The following is a 20639-nucleotide window of genomic DNA, read 5'->3' as shown; positions in this document are numbered from 1 at the left end:
CCTCCTTGATAGGCATACTTTAATCGCCTTGATTTACTGTAACCCGCAATAGAAATGCACCGGATCAGATGGTGAACGATTCCTCGAGCATTTCAATGGGGACCTTGCTCCCCAGCTGGATCGCCGTACACCTGCCGCCAAGGGTCGGAAGGATTGTGTCGGCAAAGTACTGCGCCGCGGCAATTTTTCCCTGGTAGAAGGCAACATCAACGTTTTCCCGTGCAAGGGCCCTCTGTTTGGCCTTGGAACCATCGGCGCCGGCTTTCGCGTACAGCTCATCCAGTTTCCCGGCCGCGATCACGGCACCCTCGACCAGCTTCCATCCCACCACAAGATCACCCAGGTTCATCAGATAGGGCCGGGCGTTCAGGACAGGAAGCAGGAAGCTCGAGCCCTTGCCCCAGTCCGCAAACTGCATGGTGAGACCGACCATCGCGTTGTAGGCTTCTTCGAGGCGGGTCCCCGCGGCGGCAAGGTCGCTTCTTCCCTTGGCCTTCTGGACCGTCCCGTTGATCTCACCGAAGAGGTTCATGGCATTCATGCCCTTGTTCTGACCCAGTTTCCTTCCCACCAGGTCGAGGGCCTGGATACCGTTCGTACCCTCATAGAGGGTGGCGATCTTGCAGTCTCTCAGGTACTGTTCCACAGGATATTCCTGGATGTAACCGTACCCGCCGTAAACGTCCATCGCGTAAGAACAGATCTCGACACCCTTGTCGGAACAGTAAGCCTTGCAGACCGGGGTCAGAAGTTCAACAAATCCCTGCCAGCGCTTCTTTTCCTCCGGCGTTGCGGCTATATGTTCCATGTCGATGCAGAAGGAAACCCAGTAGTTCAGGGCCCGCATTCCTTCCACGTGGGCCTTCATCCAGAGAAGCGTCCTGCGTACATCGGGATGCTGAATGATCGGGACCGCCGCCGCAAAGGGATCCTTCATGGCCCACACCGGCTTGCTCTGGACCCGCTCCTTCGCATACTGGACGGCATGTTCCAGGGCCGCCGTCGCATGTCCCAGGCCCTGCATTCCCACTTCGAGGCGAGCCTCGTTCATCATCTGGAACATGATCCTCATTCCCATCCGTTCCTCACCGAGAAGCTCACCCACGCAGTTTCCGTTCTCACCGAAGTTCAGTGTCGCCGTGGCGGAACCATTGATACCCATTTTGTGTTCCAGATTCCCGGTAACGACATCGTTCGACTCTCCCACCGACCCGTCTTCATTGACCTTGAACTTCGGAACGACGAAGATGGAAATACCGCCCGTCCCGGGGGGGTCTCCCTCGATCCTCGCCAGAACGGGATGAATGATGTTCTCCGTCAGATCATGATCACCCGAAGAAATGAAACTCTTTGTCCCCTCAATGTTGAAGAACCCGTCCGGACGCCGTTTGGCGACCGTCCTCGTGGCACCCACGTCACTTCCCGCACCCGGTTCAGTAAGGCACATGGTACCGCCCCATTCACCGGAGAGCATCTTGTACATGTACTTGTTCTTCTGCTCTTCCGTACCATAGTTCTGGACCAGTCCCGCGGCACCCAGTCCGAGACCCGGATACATCATGAAGGCGAAGTTCGCCGAATTGAAGAGCTCCATGCAGGCGCTCCACAGGGTGAGGGGCATGCCCTGACCGCCGATCTCGGGGTCTTTCGTTGCCATCAGCCAGCCGCCCTCGCAGAATTTCTTGTACGGTCCATGGTAACATTTGGGAGCATAGGCCACGCCGTCGGTGAGCACGGCCTTTTCCTTGTCACCGACATCATAGGTCGGCAGAATTTCCTCAATCGCTAATTTTTCTGCCTCATTCAACATCATGTCGACGAGGTCGGAGGAATAATCCGCATATTTTTCATATGCGAACAGTTTCTCAATACCGACTTGTTCATAGAGGACGAATTTCTGGTCTCTGGTATTGACTAATGAATTGCTCATGCCAAACCTCCTTCTTATAGGGATTTCTTTAATCCTTGGATGAAAATCTTCAGGCCCTCTTCGATGTTTGAACGTATCCGCTCTTCTCTCAAAGATTCCTTGCCGATATACAGGTGGAGCGAGAGCACTCCGTTCAGAAGCCCCCAGAGGGCATTTCTCGCTTTCCACATGTCTTCCTCTTTAATGAAAAACTCGCCCCTGTCTACCCCGTGCTGGAAAATCCTTTCCGTTACTGAAATGACCCTGTTCGTCTCCTGAATGACCCGCCAGTGTGTCTCTGACGTAAAATCGAGGTTATTTTCCCGGAGCATGAAATTCATCAGGATTCTGAAAAGTTCCCTGTCGGAGAGGAAAAAATTGATATATGTCGCTGAAAAGTCTTGAAGTATGTCGGAGGCGTTATCATTCTTGTCGAAAATGTCGCTTACCGCTATATGGAATTTCTCGATATCATCGAGAAGTAACTGCGCATAGATCTCCTCTTTGCTGCTGAAGTAGAGGTAGATGGCTCCCTTGCTCAACTGCGCCTTCTTGGCGATTTTTGCTACTGTTACGGGATGGCTTTCCTTTTTGAAAAAAAGTTTTCGGGCGGCTTTCAGGATCGCCCGCCTTCTCTGTTCTTTCTCTTTCTCTCTTCGCTTTCGAGGGCCTGACATCGTATCCCTTTCCCGATATTCTGACGTGTATCTGTTGTTCAACTTGAGAATAAGCGCACGCGCTTTTCTTAGGAGGACGGGTTTTCACAAACCGCGTTCATTTAACGGACATAGGTCATATTATGACTCCAGGTCACAACACGTCTAAACAAAAATGGCATCCCTTGTCAAGGAAAAAAACGTGGCCGTAACCATTCTATTTTTAAGGGATTCATAACAGATAAAACTATTGACATTCCGGGAACCTTGTGGTACGCAGAGGCGGTTTTTTTACAGCATGAATGGCAGAAGATTCTACCTAATCGTGCACCCTTGAATCGCGAAGGACAGAGCTGTGACCATCAGGGATATAGAAGAAATTTTGGATGCGGTGTTCCTGGCGGGTCACGATCAGGCCGACAGAAAAGTTGAAATTGCCGGCAGCGCCGATATGGTGAGCGAATTTCTCAAATTCGCCAGACCGGGAACCCTGATTCTCACCGGCCTCGCAAACATCCAGATCGTGCAATGCTCTCATGTCCTTGATGCTTCCGGTATCGTGGTTGTTCGCGGCAAAACACCCTCACAGGAAATGCTGGCACGAGCTGAAGGATTGAGAATCCCCGTTCTGGCAACGCGGTATACTCTCTTTGAAACGTCCGGGCGTCTTTATGCGAACGGAATCGTCGGTTGCGTCAACAAGTTGTAAAAAAACCTGATTCGGCATGAATTGAAGCGGATCCTGCCGTTATTCCCGGCGATCGGCGGCATTTTCAGCTGTTACAAAGGGGCGGTCAGGGACGAACGGAGCGGGCAGCCCGCTTCCGGTGTGTTTCAAATACGCCTTTTCACTGTGAACGGGGAGACAACCGTGACACTTCAGGAAGTTAAAGAAATACTGGATGCGGAAGTGCTGGTCGGCGGCGAGTATATGCACAGGGATGTAAAAACGGCATTCAGCGCCGACTTGATGAGCGACGTTCTCGCCTTTGCCAAACCCAAAAGCCTTCTCCTCACGGGCCTGACGAACCCGCAGGTGGTGCGGACGGCAAGCATCCTTGACACGGCAGCCATCATCATCGTGCGAGGCAAACGCCCCCCTGAAGACACATTGAAACTCGCCGAGGAACTCGATATTCCGGTGTTACTGACGCGATACATCCTCTTTGAAACCTCCGGACGGCTTTATGCGAACGGCATTGTCGGGTGCATCAAGAAACTGTAAGAGTCTCCGGGAACGGGGAGCATGAAACCCGCTCTTCATGAAGGAGCGGAGATAAAGAGCGGACGAAAATGAAAATATCAGCGCTTGTGGAGGCATTGGGTCTCACGGTTCATTGCGGTAACGACCAGCTCGACAGGGAGGTGACGGGCGGTTACGTCGGTGACCTCCTGAGTGACGTCATTGCGAACAGCAGGGGTGGTGATGTCTGGATCACCCGTCAGGGGCATCAGAATATCGTCGCCGTCGCGGTGCTGAAAGAGCATGCCTGCGTGATTCTCACCCTCGGTCAGGAACCGGAAAAGGACACCCTCGATAAGGCGTCAAAGGAAGGAATCCCCATACTGGTGACGAACCAGAACGGATTTGTGACCGCGGGAAAGATATACCATCTCCTCGGGAAATAACAGTGCCGAGCGTCAATGGGATCTGGCAGGACATCCGACCATGCACTCGAGGGGCGCGGAATCATGATACGGGGTTTCAAATGTGACCTGCATATTCATACCTGCCTTTCACCGTGTGCCGATCTTGACATGTATCCGACGGCCCTCGTTGAACAGGCGGTTTCGAAAGGTCTCGACATAATCGGGATATGCGATCACAACGCGTCGGAAAACGTTCCGTACGTTCTTCGAGCCGCCCGTGGAAGGGACATCACTGTTTTCCCGGGCATGGAAATAACAAGCAGGGAAGAAGTACACATCATCGGGCTCTTTGAAAAAATCGACGGGCTCCTCGCTTTGCAGGAACTGATATACACGTCTCTGAAAGGAATGAACCGGGAGGAACTCTTCGGCTGTCAGCCCATTGTGAATGAATTGAACGAAGTCGAAGGGTTCAACGAACGGCTGCTCATCGGAGCGACGGGCCTTTCACTCCAATCCGTCGTGAATAGGATACATGACCTTCGGGGGATCGCGATCGCCGCCCATATAGACCGGGAAAGCTTCAGCGTTCTCGGCCAACTCGGGTTCATTCCGCCCGATGCGGGCTTCGACGCCCTTGAAATATCCCGCAGGACAGGCATTGCGGAAGCCCGAAAACGCTTCCCTGAGCTGGCCCGTTTCCCCTTCATCGAATCATCGGACGCTCATTTCATAAAAGATATCGGAGGGGGATACACCACGGCATTCATGGAGAAACCGACACTGGACGAATTCATGATGGCGCTCAAGCGAATGGACGGACGATATATCAGGGAGTAAGGCATGCAGGAACTTTCCATGCACGTACTCGATATTGCCGAAAACTCGGTCCGGGCGGAAGCCGGGGTGATCCGGATAACACTCGTCGAAGACACGGGCACGGACACGCTGACGCTGGAAATCGACGACAATGGCTCCGGCATGGATGAAGAAACTCTCGGCAGAGCGCTTGATCCTTTCTTCACGACGAAGACCGTCAGAAAGATCGGTCTCGGACTTCCCCTGCTCGCCCATGCGGCTCATCTCGCCGGAGGAGACTTTTCCATTGAATCGCGGCGCGGACGAGGGACAAAGGTTCTCGCCCATTTCACGCTCAGTCACATCGACCGCCAGCCGGTGGGAAACATGGCGGAAACGATGATAACCCTGATAGCAGGACATCCGTCGGTTGATTTTCTTTATCGTCATGAAAAGGACGGTCGTGTATTCGTTCTTGACCCCCGAGAGATCAAGGAAGAACTCGAGGATATTCCCATAAATCATGCCGAGGTACTGGAATTCGTGAGAAGAACGATCATCGAGGGACTCCGGGAAATTGAATCCTGCGCATAACGGACATTCCCGTTATTTTATGCATAATTCGCTTCTATAAGGGAGGATTTGATAGATGGAATCTGAACACAATGAGTTGTTGAAGGACTTTACAGAGGAACAGATCACAAAGCTTGATGAGATAATTGAAAGATACAAGGGGAAACCGGGCGGGCTGATCCCCGTCCTCGAACAGGCGCAGGAAACGCTCGGATTCCTGCCGGTTCCCATTCAGAGAAGGGTCGGACGCGGTCTGAACATCCCCATCAGTCAGGTGTACGGCGTTGTCACCTTCTATTCCTTTTTCACCATGGCCCCCCGCGGCAAGCATACCGTCCGTGTCTGTCTGGGAACGGCCTGCTACGTCCGGGGTGGAAAGAAGATCGCTGAAAATCTTGAAAGGATCTTCGGCATCAAGGAAGGAGAGACCACCCCTGACCGTATGTTCACATACGAAACGGTCCGCTGCCTCGGCGCCTGTGGTCTCGGGCCGGTCGTGGTCGTCGATGAAGACGTCCACGGACGGGTCAAGCCCGAGAGGGTCAATGATATCTTAAAACAATACAACTGATGATAAAGGGGTACGGATATGCCGAAACTGAAGATTGAGGACTTAAAAAAGATCAAGGAGCGGATTCACGCAGAAAACGCCCTTCGGGAAGGGGAGCGGCGTGTAAAAGTGACGGTTCACATGGGTACCTGCGGCATCGCCGCCGGGGCCCGAGAGGTCATGAACTCCCTCATGAACGAAATCGAAGAATCCGGTGTTTCCGATGTTATCGTCACCACCTCGGGCTGCATGGGACTCTGCAGCAGGGAGCCGGAAGTGACCGTGGAAATTCTGGGTCAGGAACCGATCGTGTATGAATACATGAATGCAAACAAAATGAGACAGGTCTTCAAGCGACACATCCTCGAAGGAGAGGTCCAGACCCCCTTTGTGCTGGCGAGGGGAAGAGAAAAGAGAGACTGATGCGTTTCATTATTATATCTACTACCGACAAGGAGGTTTCCATCCGATGAAAGTTTTTCGGTCACATATACTGATCTGCGGGGGCACCGGCTGCCGCGCGACGGGAAGCATGGGTGTAAAACAGGCGCTGGCGGCGGAATTTGCCAAGCAGAAGCTTGCTGATGAGATACGCATCGTGGAAACGGGGTGCAACGGCTTTTGCGCCATGGGCCCCATCATGGTGGTCTACCCCGAGGGCATCATTTATATGATGGTTACGCCCGCGGATATACCCGAGTTGGTCGAAGAGCATTTTCTGAAGGGGCGGCCGCTGGAACGGCTCATGTACAAGGAGCCCTCCACTGAAATACGAATCCCCGAGATGCATGAAATTCCCTTTTTCGCCCACCAGGAATTGAGGGTTCTGAGGAACAAGGGTCTTATCGACCCCGAGGTCATCGACGAATACATCGCCCGCGACGGCTATGCGGGTATGGCCAAGGCCCTGACGGAAATGACACCGGAAGAGATCGTGCAGGAAGTCCTCGACTCGGGGCTTCGCGGCAGGGGTGGCGCGGGTTTCCCGACGGGGCTGAAGTGGCGGTTCGCCTCGCAGTCAAAGGGTGATGTAAAATACGTCCTCTGTAACGCCGACGAGGGAGACCCGGGGGCGTTCATGGACAGAAGCGTTCTGGAAGCCGACCCGCATGCGGTCCTTGAAGGGATGGTCATCGCCGCCCGGGCGATCGGCTCGCGCAAGGGCTACATTTACTGCCGTGCGGAATACCCCCTGGCACTCCGTCGTCTCGATATTGCCATCAAGCAGGCGAAAGAGTACGGGCTTCTCGGCGAGAACATTCTCGATACCGGATTCAGTTTTGACCTTGAAGTGTATCAGGGAGCCGGCGCCTTTGTCTGCGGAGAGGAAACGGCACTGATGACCTCTATCGAGGGGAAACGGGGGATGCCGCGACCGCGGCCGCCGTTCCCCGCCGTTGCGGGTCTCTGGCAGAAACCGAGCATCCTGAACAACGTGGAAACCTTCGCCAATGTGGCACAGATCATACTCCGCGGCAGCGGATGGTTCTCAAACGTGGGCAATCAGACCAGCAAGGGGACCAAGGTCTTCGCCCTGACCGGTGATGTAAACAATGTAGGGCTTGTTGAAGTTCCCATGGGAACCTCGCTCGGGACGATCGTCTATGATATTGGCGGCGGGATCCCCGACGGCAAGAAGTTCAAGGCGGCCCAGCTGGGCGGCCCTTCCGGCGGATGCATCCCCGTGGAACACCTCAACGCCCCGGTGGACTACGAGCATGTGGTGGAACTCGGTGCCATCATGGGTTCCGGCGGTCTCATCGTCATGAACGAAGACAAGTGCGCCGTCGACATGGCCCGGTTCTTCATGGACTTCTGCCAGGATGAATCCTGCGGAAAGTGCTCACCCTGCCGGGAAGGAACGAAACGGATGCTCGAGATACTGACCAATATCTGCGAAGGACGCGGCCAGGAGGGAGATATCGAATTGCTGGAAGAACTGGCGGCCGTCATCAAGGACTCCGCCCTCTGCGGGCTCGGGCAGACAGCTCCGAACCCCGTACTCAGCACGATCCGTTACTTCCGTGATGAATATGAAGCGCATATTAAGGACAAGTACTGCGCCGCCGGCGTGTGCTCCGCCCTCTTCAAATCACCTTGTCAGAACGCCTGTCCCATCAGTATGGATGTTCCTTCCTATCTCGCGCTGGTCCGGGCGGGCCGCTTTGATGATGCGTACAAGGTCCTTCTCCGAACAAACCCCTTCCCCTCTGTCTGCGGAAGGGTCTGCGACCACCAGTGCCAGTCAAAATGCCGCCGGGGCACGCTGGACGAACCGCTGGCGATCAAATTCATCAAACGGTTCATCACGGATAACGCCGTCCGTCCGGCCGTGGAGGCCCCCGCGGTGACACAGAAGGAAAAGATCGCCGTTGTCGGTTCCGGGCCGGCCGGTCTCACGGCCGCGAAGGATCTGGCCCTGAGAGGGTACGCGGTCATCGTCTACGAAGAGCTTCCCGAACCGGGCGGCATGCTGCGGTACGGCATCCCCTCCTACCGTCTTCCCCGGAACATCCTGAAGGGAGAAATAGACGATATCAGGTCTCTCGGGGTTGATATCATCTGCAACACCCGGGTGGGAAGAGATATTCCCTTCGAGACGATCACCAATGACTTCGACTATATCTATCTCGCGCCGGGAGCACACAAAAGCCAGAGAATGGGTGTTGACGGCGAAGACCTCCCGGGCGTCTTCGGCGGTGTGGAATTCCTGAGGGATTACAATATCAACGAGAACGCCTGGCTGACGGGTGAAAAATCTCTCGGTTCGCGTGTGGCCGTCATCGGCGGCGGAAATTCGGCCATTGACGCGGCCCGTGTTGCGACACGTCTGGGCGCTGATGTAACGATCCTCTACCGCAGGACCCGCGAAGACATGCCCGCTGCAGAGGAAGAAATTTTCGCCGCCGAGCATGAAGGCATCAAGATCGAATACTTCGTGGCACCGCTCAAGATCGTCGAATCCGATGGAAAGGTCAGTGGCATCGCCTGCCAGCGCATGAAGCCCGGCGATTTTGACCGGAGCGGCAGAAGGCGTCCCGTTCCCATCGAGGGCTCGGAATTCACTCTCAGCGTCGATGCCGTCATCGCCGCCATCGGGCAGGCACCCGATGTCTCGTTCGTTCCCGGAGAAAGCGGTATTTCCATCAATCGCTGGGAGTGTTTCGACCTGGCACAGGATATGAAGGCCAAAACAACGAACGATGCGTTCTTTGCCGGCGGCGACGCCGTCACGGGTCCCTGGACGGTGGTAGGGGCCATTGCGGCGGGTCACAAGGCGGCCGAGGAAATGGATACCTGGATCCGTGAGAAGAACGGTGAGGCTCCCTACGTGGCACCGGAAGAAGAAAAGATCGACATACCCTTTGAGATAGACGAGGAATCGGAAGAGCGGCCGCAGGCAGCAATGCCGGAACTGGAAGCCGCACTCAGAAAGACCAATTTCGACGAGGTAGAACTGGGATACAGCATCGAAGAAGCGATCAAGGAGGCTTCGCGGTGTCTGCGTTGCGACGCGGAAATATAACGACTTTTTACAAAGCCGTCCCCATGTGCTCCGGGTTGAGCTGCGGGGCACATCATAACGACCGATGAACGGGAAAGCCCCCGGCGCTGCCGCCGGGGGCTTTTTTGTTCTCTCTCCGGAATGAAGGCGCCCGTTAAAAACCGGTCACGGGCTCGAGGGGTTTCAGGGGATATATCTGTCCCGGCGTTGGCGGCATTGAGTTATAGACCCAGTCGATATCGACGGTCCCCAGGGCCGCCGGCCCGAACCTCGCCGGTCCGCGGAAGACCCCGCGAACAAGAATATCCTCCATATCCATGGTGAGTCCAAACACGGCGACGGGACATCCCTTGCGCAGGTCCCTCAGTTCCTTCCCGTATGCGATGGGTGAAAAAGCAAGGCGACTGCTGCTCGCCGCCTGGCACTGAATAAGGGGAACGAGAAGCGGAAATCCGTCGTCACCCACCCAGGAGATGAATTTCAGTGAATCGAGCCTGTTGAAGAGACCTTCGGCCCATGTTTTCAATACCGGATGATCAGGTTTCACACCCGCCGCCGATTTTGCGGCCTTTGTCAACAGGGAAGAAATCACGATGGAGAAAAGCGGCAGTTTTTCCCGCCCACCCGTTTTGACCAGGTCCATGTAATGCACCGTGTGAATGCCGAAGTAGGAGTTGTAACGGAACATGGGTTTATTGTTGAACATCTCAAACTCCGCCCCTTCTTTCCTCTTTTCTCTCCACAACGCCGTACCGCGCCAGAGGCTTTTGTCCAGGGTCATGATCAGAAAGGCCGTCCGGGGGTTGTTCAAAACATGCTTCTTGCTCAGCCCCTCGGAAAACTGGCCCCAGATAAGCTCCTTCGGCCCCCGCGCCTGAATGGCCGTTATCAGGGTGATGTGCGGTAATCCCTCCTGATTGACGGTGGCGATGAGCCCCACCTTGGCCTCCGGTTCAAAGGCCTTCATGTCCGAGTCAGTGAATTCGGTGAACCTTTCCATGCATACCCCTCCCCATGGTTATGTCTCCATCCCGATGCGTCTCTCCGCCTTCTTCGAGGCGGGTTCCGCTTCACCTTCCGGCTCCGGGGCACTCTCGAATTTCGTCGGACCGCTCCAGTGGACCAGGGCCGGATCGATTCCCGAGTCGCGGGCAATGGCAGCGATCCGTTCCATGAACTCCGCCGTCAGTGAATCATGATCCCTGAAAAACCACTCCCTGTTCAGACGCACATACTTGTCCCTGCACAGCGTGTTGAAGGAACACAGCTCCCACCGTTGAACCGCCGGGTGGAGGTTGTCGGCGATGAATCTCCCGATGCCCCTGATGTTCTCCTCACGGGCGGTCGCATCGGGTATAACGGGAGTTCGTATCCACAATGATTCCGGTCTCCCCAGTTCCTTCATGTGGCGCGCAACTAAGATGCTGTTCTCAAGAATACGCTCATTGGAACTGCCCGTGAATCTCCTGTGCCATTCGGGGTCGATGTCCTTGATATCATAAAGGACCAGGTCCGCATGGGGCAGCAGGATTTCCAGCGTGCCCCGCGAGCAGTGACCACAGGTATCGAGGGCTGTATGGATGCCCCGCCGGTGCATCTCGGCAAGGAAATCGGCGGCAAACTGCGCCTGCATCGCCGGTTCTCCCCCTGAAAGCGTTATCCCTCCACCGGATTTTTCAAAATAGACCCGGTCCTTCTGCACCTCATCGGCCAGGGCGTCGAGAGACCACTCTCTGCCGATAAGGTCCATCGCCGTGGAGGGACATTTTTCCGTACAGAGACCGCACCGGTCACAGAGGTTCCTGTCAATGACGATCCCCGCATCATCGGCCGAGAGGGCTCCCTTCGGACAGACGTGAACGCAGGTGAGGCATCCGATACACCGGGTCCCCATCCATTGAATTTCAGGTTTCATGGATATGCTCTCGGGATTCTGGCACCACAGACAATTCAGGCTGCATCCCTTGAAGAAGACCGTGGTTCTGATGCCCGGGCCGTCCTCCGTCGACATCCGCTGTATCTGGAGGATGATGGCTTTCTGGTCACAAACGGTGTTTTTCGCTGCTTTCATGTATAGAAATCTTTCTTCCGCCCGGCGCTCAATAGCGATTGTGACTTTCTCTGGCTATCAGTTCATCCTGCAGTTCCCTGCCGATGCTGGTAAAGTAGGCATTATATCCCGTGATCCTGACAAGCAGGGTGCGATAATCTTCGGGGTTTTTCTGCGCATCACGAAGCATGTCGGCATCAACTATGTTTATCTGCAGGCAGGTGCCGCTCTTCTCCGCATAACTTCTCAGAAACGCCTTGAACTTTTCCATGTGTACGGGATCGCGGAGCAGCGCCGGGCTGAGAGTGATCGTATGACTCGCGCCGTTGGGCAGATAATTGACATAGGAACCCCAGTCCCCCGATCCGTCGGTCACGGTACCGCCCAGGACGGTACCGACAGAATTGATGTTTGCGGTGGGACCATTGATATCCGCCCCGTTCGACGGGCAGATCGCATTCGACAGGAACTGTCCCCGCGGCCTGCCGTCGGCGCTCGCCGCCATGATATACCCGTCACTGACCCAGTAATTCCAGCTCAGCATGCCGGGACGGAATTGACGGTGTGTCGATCTGGTACGATATTTCCAGGTTTCGTTCGTCCAGAACTCCATGACCCTGCGTGCCATTTCATCGGCTTCCACATCGTCCCTGCCGTATTTCGGCGCCCGGTACTTCGCCTTGGCCTGCAGGATTTCATGCCCTTCCCAGTTATCTTTCAGCGCTTCCACCAGTTCCGCCATACTACATTCATGGGTGTCGAAGACGAGATACTTGATCGCGAGGAGCGAGTCGACGGTGGTGGCGAAGGTAACCCCCTCAAGGGTGGTGAAACTGAGTTCGGCCCCGCCCTGGGTAATATCAAGGCCCTTTTCGGCACACCCCTTCACGAGGCAGGAGAGATACGGTGTGGGTGAGAATCGCGCCCGTACTGATTCTGATGCTTCGTAGGTCTCGACACATTTTTCCATGATATAGCGCGTCTGATCCTCATAGGCACGCCAGAACTCTTCCCAGTTTTTGAACTTCACCGGGTCACCCGTTTTCGGGCCGTCCTGTCTGATCTTCTCCTTCTCCCCCGTGATGGGATCAACGAACTGGAGCATGTCCCTTCCGCCGGTGAGGGCAAGTTCCACCGCTTTGAGAAGGTTCAGGTTATTATCGACGGTCCCGGACCGGTCGTTGCCGACCATGGTGTTCTCGAGACACCCCACCGGTGCGTAGTCATAGACGTTGTCTTCGGTTATCAGATCACCGCACCGCGCCATTCTTCCCTGGCGCATCATCCCGGCCATGGACCGCTCATCATAGTTCAGCAGAAATGGTGAGCCCTGGCTCGACGCGACCATCTCGACCACACGGTCAAGAAGCTCGTCGGGGGAATCACGGTGAAGCCGGATGTTCGGTTTCGGTTCGAGGATCGGGGACAGTTCATCGATCACTTCCATCATGACGTAGGTCAGTTCGTTGGTCATATCCTTTCCGCCTCTTCCGAGGCCCGAAAGGGTGAGAAGCTGACCGTAGCCCGAGGTGATCCCCTGGTTGCCGCCCACTCTGATCATGGCATCATAGGCGGTGTTGGCATGGATCCAGAAGCACTCGAGAATTTCTTTCCCGAACTCGCGATCCATCCCCTGGTCCACGGATGCCCGCCAGTAAGGCAGAAGGTATTGATCGATCCGCCCGAAGGATACACCGGGACCTGGGTAGTTTTCATCGCTCATGATAAGCATGTGGGTAAGCCAGAGTGACTGTACGGCCTCCCAGAAGGTCTCGGCCGGTTCCCAGGGGACCCGTTCCAGATTGTGGGCCATCATGGTCAGTTCCTTGCGCCGCTGGGAATCCTTTTCCTTTAACGCAAGCTCCTTGCACAGGCGGCAATATTCCCCGGCAAGTTCGCGGGGCATGGTGGCCGCCGTCATCATGGCACGCAATTGTGCCCCCTTCTGCCCCTTCTGCTCACGCTCGGACAAAAGGTGGTAACGTGCCTGCAGATCGGCGTGAATGCCTTTCCAGCCCATTTTCAGGACCCGTTCATAGCCGGGGATCACATGGCCGCTCGTGGCACCCGAATTTCCATAGCCATGATCATGAAACCACTTCATCATCCGCCGGGCGCCTTTCTTTCCGTAGATGAGACGGTCCCGCTGTTTTGCCTCTTCTTCGGTCCAGCACATGGATGTCTGAATGTTGAACCGCGATCCGGCGATCAGGTCGCCGGGAAGGATCTCCTGCGGAACGTAATTCATCATGACTTCCTTTACAAACCAGGTCTTTCTTTCAGGAAGGCTCCAGGACCAGAAGTCACCATGGAGCTTGACGGGGCGGGCCGCCTGCATCATGGAGGACCGGAATGTCTGCAGGAAGGGATAGGTCTCCGGAACAATGTAGAAGGTTATCTCGTCAAATATGATGTCCCAGGGCGTTGCCGTGGTCCAGGCCGTGAATTCATTGTTCCAGGGACGTTTAGTGCCCCGGTAATAATAATCCCGCAACCACGTGATGCGTGGCGAGAGATTTTTCGGTTCCTTGAGTCTTACCTGATGTCGTTCCGCTGTGTTCATGCTCATACCATTACCCTCCTTGTCACAGGGCCTTCTTCTTTTTCAGGCCTTCCCCACGGCTTCACGCCATCGCTCAAGGGCGCTCTGCCGTTCCTCGTCGCTCCACCGGGGAGCAAAGGTCCTGTCTTCCTTCCAATTCCTGACGATATCCGCTGTATCGCTCATGATTCCGGCTCCCAGGGCGGCGAGAAAGGCCGCCCCCAGGGCGGTGGTCTCGACCATCCGCGGCCGGACGATACGGCACCCAAGAAAATCCGCCTGCATCTGCATGAGAAGATCGTTCGCGCTGGCGCCGCCGTCGACCTTGAGGGCGAGCAGGGACCTTCCGCTGTCCGATTCCATCGCCTTCAGGATCTCCGCGTTCTGTAATGCAATACCCTCGAGTGCCGCCCGGGCGATGTGCGCCCGTGACGTACCCCGTGTCAGCCCCGTAATGATTCCCCGGGCGTCACTTCTCCAATGAGGCGCTCCGAGTCCCACGAAGGCGGGTACCAGGACAACACCGCCCGAGTCGGGAACGGTCAGGGCCAGTTCCTCAACCTGAGGGGCGTTCTCGATGATCCGCAATTCATCGCGTAGCCACTGGACAACGGCACCGGCAATGAATGCCGACCCTTCAAGAGCATAGGTCACACTATCACCCAGTTTCCAGGCGACGGTCGTAAGGAGCCTGTTCCTGCTCGGCACCGGGGTTTCTCCCGTGTTCATGAGGAGAAATGCTCCCGTCCCGTAGGTACACTTCGCTTCCCCGGGCTGAAAACAGGCCTGGCCGAACAGCGCTGCCTGCTGATCCCCGGCGCTGCCGCATATGGGAATGCCGTCCGGCAGTCCGGGGACCTGTTCCGTGTATCCCAGAATATCCGTGCATCCCCTGATCTCCGGAAGAACCTGCCGGGGGATGTCGAGGACGGAGCACAGTTCCTCATCCCACTGCAGAGTCTTCAGGTCCATCAGCAGTGTCCGCGATGCGTTTGATGCGTCGGTGACGTGGCTCTTGCCGTTTGTGAGCCTCCAGATGAGATAGCTGTCGACGGTCCCCGCCCGCACCCGCCCCGCGGCCGCCTCGTCACGAAGGCCGCTCACATGATCGAACTGCCATTTCAGTTTCGTTCCGCTGAAATAGGGATCGAGAACGAGGCCCGTCCTTTCTGTAAACATTTCCTCAAGCCCGCGGTCCTTCATGTCCCGGCACAGTTCGGCCGTTCGGCGGCATTGCCAGACCACGGCATTATGGTAGGATTCTCCCGTTTCGCCGTTCCAGACAAGATCGGTCTCCCGCTGGTTCGTGATACCGATCGCCCTGATATCGCCCGCTGAAACCGAACCGTTCGCGAGCGCGTCGTCAAGGGCCGTGATGAGTGATGTCCAGATATCCTCCGGATCATGTTCGACCCACCCGGGTTTGGGATAGATCTGCCTGAATTCCCGGTATCCCCGCGAAAGAACGTTCAGTTTCCCGTCGATGAGCACTATGGTGGTCCCCGTCGTTCCCTGGTCGATCGACAGAATCACATCGGGCATGTTTCTCCTCCCCTGGTATTATCACTCACACCTGCGCCGGCCGGATAATTGTCTCCCCCTGCGTCCCGCCGCAACGCTCCGTCTGCCATGGCCCAGGGTGCTCGGAGCACCCCGCTATCCAATTTCCTCAATGCCGAGAGGATAGAGGGAAAGCGGCTCGCATCCCGTCGCTTTTATAACGATGGGATTCTCGTACCTGAAACCGATATCTTCATCCGGACAGGCGTACTGCATGGCACAGATGAGGACCTCGTTCTCCTGATAGACATGATCCGGGTTCGTCCAGTACGGGAAAGGCCCGTCGTTCAGGCCGATACGCCACTCATCACCCAAAAGGCCGATACCATGTTCAAAACCGGGCACCATGTAATCGGCAAAACCCCGTTCATCGGCGAAATTTATCATTTCTTGCGCGAGCCGCGAGGGCGTGATGCCCGCACGATAGGTCTCGAGGGTGCGCCGGACGATATCCACGAAATTGTTGGCATGCCACCACTGCCGGTCCGTTACGGGTGCTATCAGGTAATTGTGCGCATGGTCTCCCAGGGCCAGTTTGAACATGGCATGGATATCAACCATGAGCGGTTCACCGGCCTTCAGTTCCCGCCTGGATGCGGGCGTGCAGGCGCCACCGGCAAGGCCTGTCCGGTATCCGCTGGCGATCTCGTTTCCGCCGGTGAACGACCATTCCCACTCGCTTCCCGCTTTCCTCATGGCATAGGCGGCAAGACCGCCGATCTCCGTTTCCGTCATCCCTTTCCAGCCGCCGTCCTTGATGGCCTCATAGACGGCCCTGTGTCCCTCGTCCACGATCCGTGACGCCTCCCGGAAGCGATTGATCGTTCCCTCGTCCTTTATCAGGGCAAGACGGTCGATCAGCGTATGGGCGTTCACCAGTTCCGCGCCCGGCAATGCCGCCTTGAACTGTTCGTATTCGTAATGGGTCAGATTCCCCTCGGGCAGGTAGTTCGACATGCCGCTTTCAATGCCGACCCTCCCCTTTCCGTTTTTCAGGCACTCCTTGATGAAATCCGATATCTGCTCGATCTGGTCCTGCCCCCCCATGGGCGCGAACCCCATGACATGCTCTTCGTCGAGCCATGAATCATCAGCGACACGCGCCGCATCGATCACGAAGGTAAAGGCCATCGGCAGCCCTTCGGCGGGGATGACCACGTAACTCCTCCAGGGGCAGAAGGCATCGAGCGTCCATGACAACGTTCTGAGGCGGGAGCCGAGATAGACATCGATGTTATCTTTCGCCATTGCTGCCTGTATGTCCCTGATCCGTTTCGGGAAATCGATGAAATAGGGATCCTGTTTTCCGGAATTTGCTGTCATTTCGGCACCTCCTTAATATTCCGCCTGTATGGAGGCAAGGACTTTCTGCACCCGGTCTGACACGGCAGCCAGTTTCAGTGCCTTCACCATGTTCCCCTTCAGTTTCAGCTTACCCGTCATCAGTGCTCTCTGGGAACCCAGTTCGGTTTTTGTTACCTTCGCAAATATTTCGTAATTACCGGTTATGATGAATTCCGCCTTCGGCGGCTCACCCTCCCCCACCAGCAGGTCCTTCAGTTTACCCTTCTCAAAGTTGAAGTGAAGGAAGCGTTCTCTTCCGTCGGGACAGTTCTTGTAAATGTTGGTCATGGACGATGTTATGAAGTTCATCCGTTCCGGAGAGAGCTGCTCGTTCAGGCGCTTTTCAGCCTCGTCCCTCCACTCGGGGCTTAGATAGACGACTTTTTCACTCATACCCAGTCCTCCTTGCTGGTGCGGATCGTTCAATCACCGAAAGGGCTTCCCTCCCGGCACGACCGGTGAAGGCCCCCCTTCTGAAAAACCGGAAAAACAGGCTGCAGCGGACACCCGAATATTCCGGCCGTCGATGCACAGGGAAGGTATTTTTTCACGATTTGTTTCTAATATCAAACAAATTTGAAGATATCCAGCCCTGTGACGGCATCGGGATCCGTGATTCGAGATTCGAGATTACCATAATAAAAGGTCGTTACGGAGAATGACTTCGTGAGACGTTAAGCGATAAGCATGAAGCGAAAAAATGCGGTCGTATTGTTTCCGGATCACGATTCCCGGTTCCCGAATCCCGAAATCAGGCCATCCTGGGCGCTTCTATCTGTTTGTCCGGTGAATATTTGAGCTCCAGCCGCCGTGCCACGTCGCTCATGCCGTAACAGCAGAGAAAATAGAGGACGGCGATGGTCGTGTAGATCTCAAAGGGATAGATCATGAGGCGGTTGTTAACGGTCTGGGCCACGGTGGTCAATTCGAAAACGCCGATGATATACGCCAGCGAAGTGTCCTTGAAGAGAGCGATAAACTGTCCCACGATGGCGGGTATCATGATCTTGAGCGCCTGAGGAAGGACAACGAACCGCATGGTCTTGAGATAATTCAGGCCCGATGACGTGGCCGCTTCGACCTGGCCGTAGGGTATTGCCGAAACACCGGCCCTGACGATCTCGGCGAGATAGGCCCCTGAAAATATGGTAAAGGCGATCAGGGCGCTCCAGAACACATTGATCTGCATTCCCGTTACGATCGGGGAAAAGAAATAGACCCAGAAAATGACCATGATGAGAGGGTTGCCACGGATCAGTTCTATATAGAGAATGCTCGGCGTACTGATCAGTGAATTCCTGCTCAGGCGCCCCAGTCCAGCCGCAAGACCGATACCGAAGCTGATCGTCAGCGAGATGAGCGCAAGAATGATACTGAGAGCAAGCCCCCCCAGGCCGTGGAAGATCTCACCACCACCGCCATGGGGAAAGGTCCAGATGAGCAGGGCCCGAATATTATCTGCTATGACCGTCCAGTTAAAATGCCACACACCGTACCCGACGTAGATCAAAAAACCGCCGAAGAACAGGACGAACAGGGCTTTTCCCGCCGCTGTCAGAACTTTCAGCAGCCGCTCAAACCACTGTGTACCGCTCGAAACATAGAGCTCCTTCGTCTTGTCGACCGGGGCCCTTCCGCTGATGGCGAGTCCGGTAAGCTTCCCGCCACCGGCACATATGAGTTTTGCGGCATATATGAACGGTCTCACGATGCCTTCAAAGACACGGTCGAGGGCGTTCAATTCCTTTTCACCGATCTTCAGATGATGATTGATGCTGTTCATTATGACACTGATGATCAGCGAGAGACTGAGGTATATCAGGGTTGCCGCGGTCGTTGCCTCAAAGCCCCTGAAGGTAAATGACTCTATCTGCTGCGCCTGCCAGCAGAGGTCTGCGACACCGACCACCATGGCAAGGGAGGAGTTTTTCATGTTGTTGAGAAACTCGCTGCCCAGGGGAGGAATAATGACTCGAAACGCCTGAGGCAGAATGACGAACCGCAGTGTTTGTATCCTCGTGAGACCCGAAGAATCGGCGGCCTCGAGATGACCGCGGGGAATGGCCTGTATGCCCGCGCGGACTATCTCGGCGATAAAGGAAGCCGTATATATGCTCAGCCCTCCCGTCGCGGCCCAGAACTCATAATTGTGATCATATAAGAACTGCCTCACCCCCTCGGGTACGGCCATGGGAAACGCAAAATACCAGAAAAAAAGCTGTACCAGAAGCGGTGTGTTGCGGAAAAATTCAACATATGCCGTGGAAAAATAATAGAGCGGCTTGAATTGCGACAGCCTGGCGATACCGAAAAAGGTTCCCAGGACAAGAGCCACGAGGGCGCTGATGAGGGATATTTCTATGGTAACGACAAGTCCCCGGAGAAGCCATTTCCCGAAAACCTCATGATAGGTGGGATTTTCCTCATAGAGGACCGCCCAGTGAAAATCATAGCCGAAATCTATCTGGGTGAATATGATAAGGATGAGTACGGCCAGTCCGGCCACTACGGATAATTGCTGTAATCGCTGCTTCCAGGAATTCATTTATACCATCTTCGCATATATCGTTTCATCCGGGGGGGACACGAAAAAACTGCGACCCGGGGATCCGGGCCGCAGTCTTTTCGATTCATGGTAATGTTCTCCCACCCCTCAAAGGTCTTACGGCCACATCTCGATCTTTTCAGTCATCGGGAAGAAGTAAGGAGTATCGGGACCGTACCACTTGTTATAGATATTCATGTAGGTACCGTCCATCCACATATCCTGCAGGGCGAAATTGATCGCATCACGCCAGTCGCTGTCGTCTTCGGGAACGCCTATCCCATAGGGTTCGTCGCTGAAGAAGTCGCCGACCAGCTCATATTTCCCCGGCTCCTTGGCGGCATAGCCGAGAAGAATGGTGCTGTCCGTCGTCCAGCCGGCAACTTTGCCCTGCTGGAGCGCCAGGAAGCAGGACGGTTCATCCTGGAAGCTGATGACGTGTTTTTCCGCATCGGGATCACCCAGTTTCTTGAGCAGATTGATGGCGTTCTTTTCACTGGTGGTACCCTGCATGGAGGCAAGTCGCTTTCCGATGAAATCCTTGTGGTCCTTGTACTCACCCTTCTTCGCCAGGATCTTCTGGCCATCGAAGAAGTAAGTGATTGAGAAGTCTATCGTCTTATCCCGTTCCCGTTTATGGGTCATGTTCGCAGTGCTCATGTCGATCCGGCCCGAGGTCAAAAAGGAGATACGGGTCTTGTTATTGACCTTCACTTTTTCCATCTTGAGCTCTTTCCCCATCTGCTGCCCGATCCTCTTGACCACCTCCTCGGCGATATCAACGTCGAAACCGACCCATTCATTCTTATCATTGAAATATGCCGCCGGGATGCTGTTATACATCAGCCCCGCCTGAACGACGCCTGCCTCATTCACCTTGTCGTATGTTGCCCCGGCGAAGCAGAAGCTGGGAACCAGTAATGCGGCGACCACAACCACCAACGAAAACTTCCACACATGCCTTTTCATCAGAAACCTCCTTGCTGTCTAATGTTCAATACCCTTCCCTCGGCGTCG

At 55.3% G+C, this 20639-nt stretch carries 18 protein-coding genes; 8 read left to right on the top strand and 10 right to left on the bottom strand.

The genetic code is table 11. The features are described 5' to 3' along the window. Positions 1 to 64 precede the first annotated feature (64 nt). Together JXO48_10095 and JXO48_10090 are read right to left on the bottom strand one after the other, a co-directional pair. Positions 65 to 1930 (bottom strand): acyl-CoA dehydrogenase, encoded by a 1866-nt coding sequence (locus JXO48_10095; GenBank protein MBN2284228.1) that lies wholly within the window; start codon positions 1928 to 1930, stop codon positions 65 to 67. A 14-nt stretch (positions 1931 to 1944) separates the two neighbouring features. Next, positions 1945 to 2586, bottom strand: a complete 642-nt coding sequence (locus JXO48_10090; protein MBN2284227.1) for a TetR/AcrR family transcriptional regulator — start codon at positions 2584 to 2586, stop codon at positions 1945 to 1947. A gap of 334 nt (positions 2587 to 2920) precedes the next feature. On the opposite strand from JXO48_10090, the gene JXO48_10085 reads away from it, so the two are divergent. From JXO48_10085 to JXO48_10050, 8 genes are all read left to right on the top strand, one after another. After that, complete coding sequence (locus tag JXO48_10085) at positions 2921 to 3274, top strand: transcriptional regulator (GenBank protein ID MBN2284226.1); 354 nt, start codon at positions 2921 to 2923, stop codon at positions 3272 to 3274. Between the two features lie 162 nt (positions 3275 to 3436). After that, the gene (locus tag JXO48_10080; protein MBN2284225.1) at positions 3437 to 3790 is read left to right on the top strand and encodes a hypothetical protein; all 354 of its coding nucleotides are present in this window, start codon (positions 3437 to 3439) and stop codon (positions 3788 to 3790) included. A gap of 68 nt (positions 3791 to 3858) precedes the next feature. Then, entirely contained in the window at positions 3859 to 4194 is a 336-nt protein-coding gene (locus JXO48_10075; protein ID MBN2284224.1) for a serine kinase, read from the top strand. Positions 4195 to 4257: 63 nt separating this feature from the next. Beyond that, the gene (locus tag JXO48_10070) at positions 4258 to 4995 is read left to right on the top strand and encodes a PHP domain-containing protein (GenBank protein ID MBN2284223.1); all 738 of its coding nucleotides are present in this window, start codon (positions 4258 to 4260) and stop codon (positions 4993 to 4995) included. Positions 4996 to 4998: 3 nt separating this feature from the next. Continuing rightward, complete coding sequence (locus tag JXO48_10065) at positions 4999 to 5547, top strand: sensor histidine kinase (GenBank protein MBN2284222.1); 549 nt, start codon at positions 4999 to 5001, stop codon at positions 5545 to 5547. 55 nt (positions 5548 to 5602) lie between these two features. Continuing rightward, a complete protein-coding gene (locus JXO48_10060) occupies positions 5603 to 6097 on the top strand; it encodes an NAD(P)H-dependent oxidoreductase subunit E (protein ID MBN2284221.1) in 495 nt (164 codons plus the stop codon). Positions 6098 to 6115: 18 nt separating this feature from the next. Further along, positions 6116 to 6499: a (2Fe-2S) ferredoxin domain-containing protein gene (locus tag JXO48_10055; GenBank protein MBN2284220.1), complete on the top strand. Its 384-nt coding sequence runs from the start codon at positions 6116 to 6118 to the stop codon at positions 6497 to 6499. A gap of 46 nt (positions 6500 to 6545) precedes the next feature. After that, positions 6546 to 9602: an FAD-dependent oxidoreductase gene (locus tag JXO48_10050; GenBank protein ID MBN2284219.1), complete on the top strand. Its 3057-nt coding sequence runs from the start codon at positions 6546 to 6548 to the stop codon at positions 9600 to 9602. 133 nt (positions 9603 to 9735) lie between these two features. Here the strand turns inward: JXO48_10050 and JXO48_10045 are convergent, their stop codons facing one another. The 8 genes from JXO48_10045 to JXO48_10010 all read right to left on the bottom strand — a co-directional run bounded on the left by JXO48_10045 (position 9736) and on the right by JXO48_10010 (position 20591). Further along, complete coding sequence (locus JXO48_10045) at positions 9736 to 10581, bottom strand: pyridoxamine 5'-phosphate oxidase family protein (GenBank protein ID MBN2284218.1); 846 nt, start codon at positions 10579 to 10581, stop codon at positions 9736 to 9738. Between the two features lie 18 nt (positions 10582 to 10599). Then, positions 10600 to 11652: a glycyl-radical enzyme activating protein gene (locus JXO48_10040; protein MBN2284217.1), complete on the bottom strand. Its 1053-nt coding sequence runs from the start codon at positions 11650 to 11652 to the stop codon at positions 10600 to 10602. Between the two features lie 28 nt (positions 11653 to 11680). Then, entirely contained in the window at positions 11681 to 14200 is a 2520-nt protein-coding gene (locus tag JXO48_10035) for a hypothetical protein (protein ID MBN2284216.1), read from the bottom strand. Between the two features lie 36 nt (positions 14201 to 14236). Then, entirely contained in the window at positions 14237 to 15715 is a 1479-nt protein-coding gene (gene glpK, locus JXO48_10030) for a glycerol kinase GlpK (GenBank protein MBN2284215.1), read from the bottom strand. A gap of 114 nt (positions 15716 to 15829) precedes the next feature. After that, positions 15830 to 17056, bottom strand: a complete 1227-nt coding sequence (locus JXO48_10025) for an aminopeptidase P family protein (GenBank protein ID MBN2284214.1) — start codon at positions 17054 to 17056, stop codon at positions 15830 to 15832. Between the two features lie 12 nt (positions 17057 to 17068). Further along, the gene (locus JXO48_10020) at positions 17069 to 17470 is read right to left on the bottom strand and encodes an SCP2 sterol-binding domain-containing protein (protein ID MBN2284213.1); all 402 of its coding nucleotides are present in this window, start codon (positions 17468 to 17470) and stop codon (positions 17069 to 17071) included. Positions 17471 to 17828: 358 nt separating this feature from the next. Next, complete coding sequence (locus JXO48_10015; protein MBN2284212.1) at positions 17829 to 19622, bottom strand: amino acid ABC transporter permease; 1794 nt, start codon at positions 19620 to 19622, stop codon at positions 17829 to 17831. Between the two features lie 117 nt (positions 19623 to 19739). Further along, positions 19740 to 20591 (bottom strand): transporter substrate-binding domain-containing protein, encoded by an 852-nt coding sequence (locus JXO48_10010; protein MBN2284211.1) that lies wholly within the window; start codon positions 20589 to 20591, stop codon positions 19740 to 19742. Positions 20592 to 20639 lie beyond the last annotated feature (48 nt).

Source organism: Deltaproteobacteria bacterium (genome assembly GCA_016933965.1).
Classification (GTDB): Bacteria; Desulfobacterota; Syntrophia; order Syntrophales; family UBA2210; genus JAFGTS01.
The sequence above is the reverse complement of the archived record's forward strand: the minus strand, read 5'-3'. Positions and strand labels throughout refer to the sequence as shown.

Excerpts from the sequence above, each read along its gene's own strand:
- JXO48_10095 (MBN2284228.1), bottom strand. The coding sequence starts at position 1,930 with ATGAGCAATTCATTAGTCAATACCAGAGACCAGAAATTCGTCCTCTAT.
- JXO48_10090 (MBN2284227.1), bottom strand. The coding sequence starts at position 2,586 with ATGTCAGGCCCTCGAAAGCGAAGAGAGAAAGAGAAAGAACAGAGAAGG.
- JXO48_10075 (MBN2284224.1), top strand. The coding sequence starts at position 3,859 with ATGAAAATATCAGCGCTTGTGGAGGCATTGGGTCTCACGGTTCATTGC.
- JXO48_10070 (MBN2284223.1), top strand. The coding sequence starts at position 4,258 with ATGATACGGGGTTTCAAATGTGACCTGCATATTCATACCTGCCTTTCA.
- JXO48_10065 (MBN2284222.1), top strand. The coding sequence starts at position 4,999 with ATGCAGGAACTTTCCATGCACGTACTCGATATTGCCGAAAACTCGGTC.
- JXO48_10060 (MBN2284221.1), top strand. The coding sequence starts at position 5,603 with ATGGAATCTGAACACAATGAGTTGTTGAAGGACTTTACAGAGGAACAG.
- JXO48_10055 (MBN2284220.1), top strand. The coding sequence starts at position 6,116 with ATGCCGAAACTGAAGATTGAGGACTTAAAAAAGATCAAGGAGCGGATT.
- JXO48_10050 (MBN2284219.1), top strand. The coding sequence starts at position 6,546 with ATGAAAGTTTTTCGGTCACATATACTGATCTGCGGGGGCACCGGCTGC.
- JXO48_10045 (MBN2284218.1), bottom strand. The coding sequence starts at position 10,581 with ATGGAAAGGTTCACCGAATTCACTGACTCGGACATGAAGGCCTTTGAA.
- JXO48_10040 (MBN2284217.1), bottom strand. The coding sequence starts at position 11,652 with ATGAAAGCAGCGAAAAACACCGTTTGTGACCAGAAAGCCATCATCCTC.
- JXO48_10035 (MBN2284216.1), bottom strand. The coding sequence starts at position 14,200 with ATGAGCATGAACACAGCGGAACGACATCAGGTAAGACTCAAGGAACCG.
- glpK (MBN2284215.1), bottom strand. The coding sequence starts at position 15,715 with ATGCCCGATGTGATTCTGTCGATCGACCAGGGAACGACGGGGACCACC.
- JXO48_10025 (MBN2284214.1), bottom strand. The coding sequence starts at position 17,056 with ATGACAGCAAATTCCGGAAAACAGGATCCCTATTTCATCGATTTCCCG.
- JXO48_10020 (MBN2284213.1), bottom strand. The coding sequence starts at position 17,470 with ATGAGTGAAAAAGTCGTCTATCTAAGCCCCGAGTGGAGGGACGAGGCT.
- JXO48_10015 (MBN2284212.1), bottom strand. The coding sequence starts at position 19,622 with ATGAATTCCTGGAAGCAGCGATTACAGCAATTATCCGTAGTGGCCGGA.
- JXO48_10010 (MBN2284211.1), bottom strand. The coding sequence starts at position 20,591 with ATGAAAAGGCATGTGTGGAAGTTTTCGTTGGTGGTTGTGGTCGCCGCA.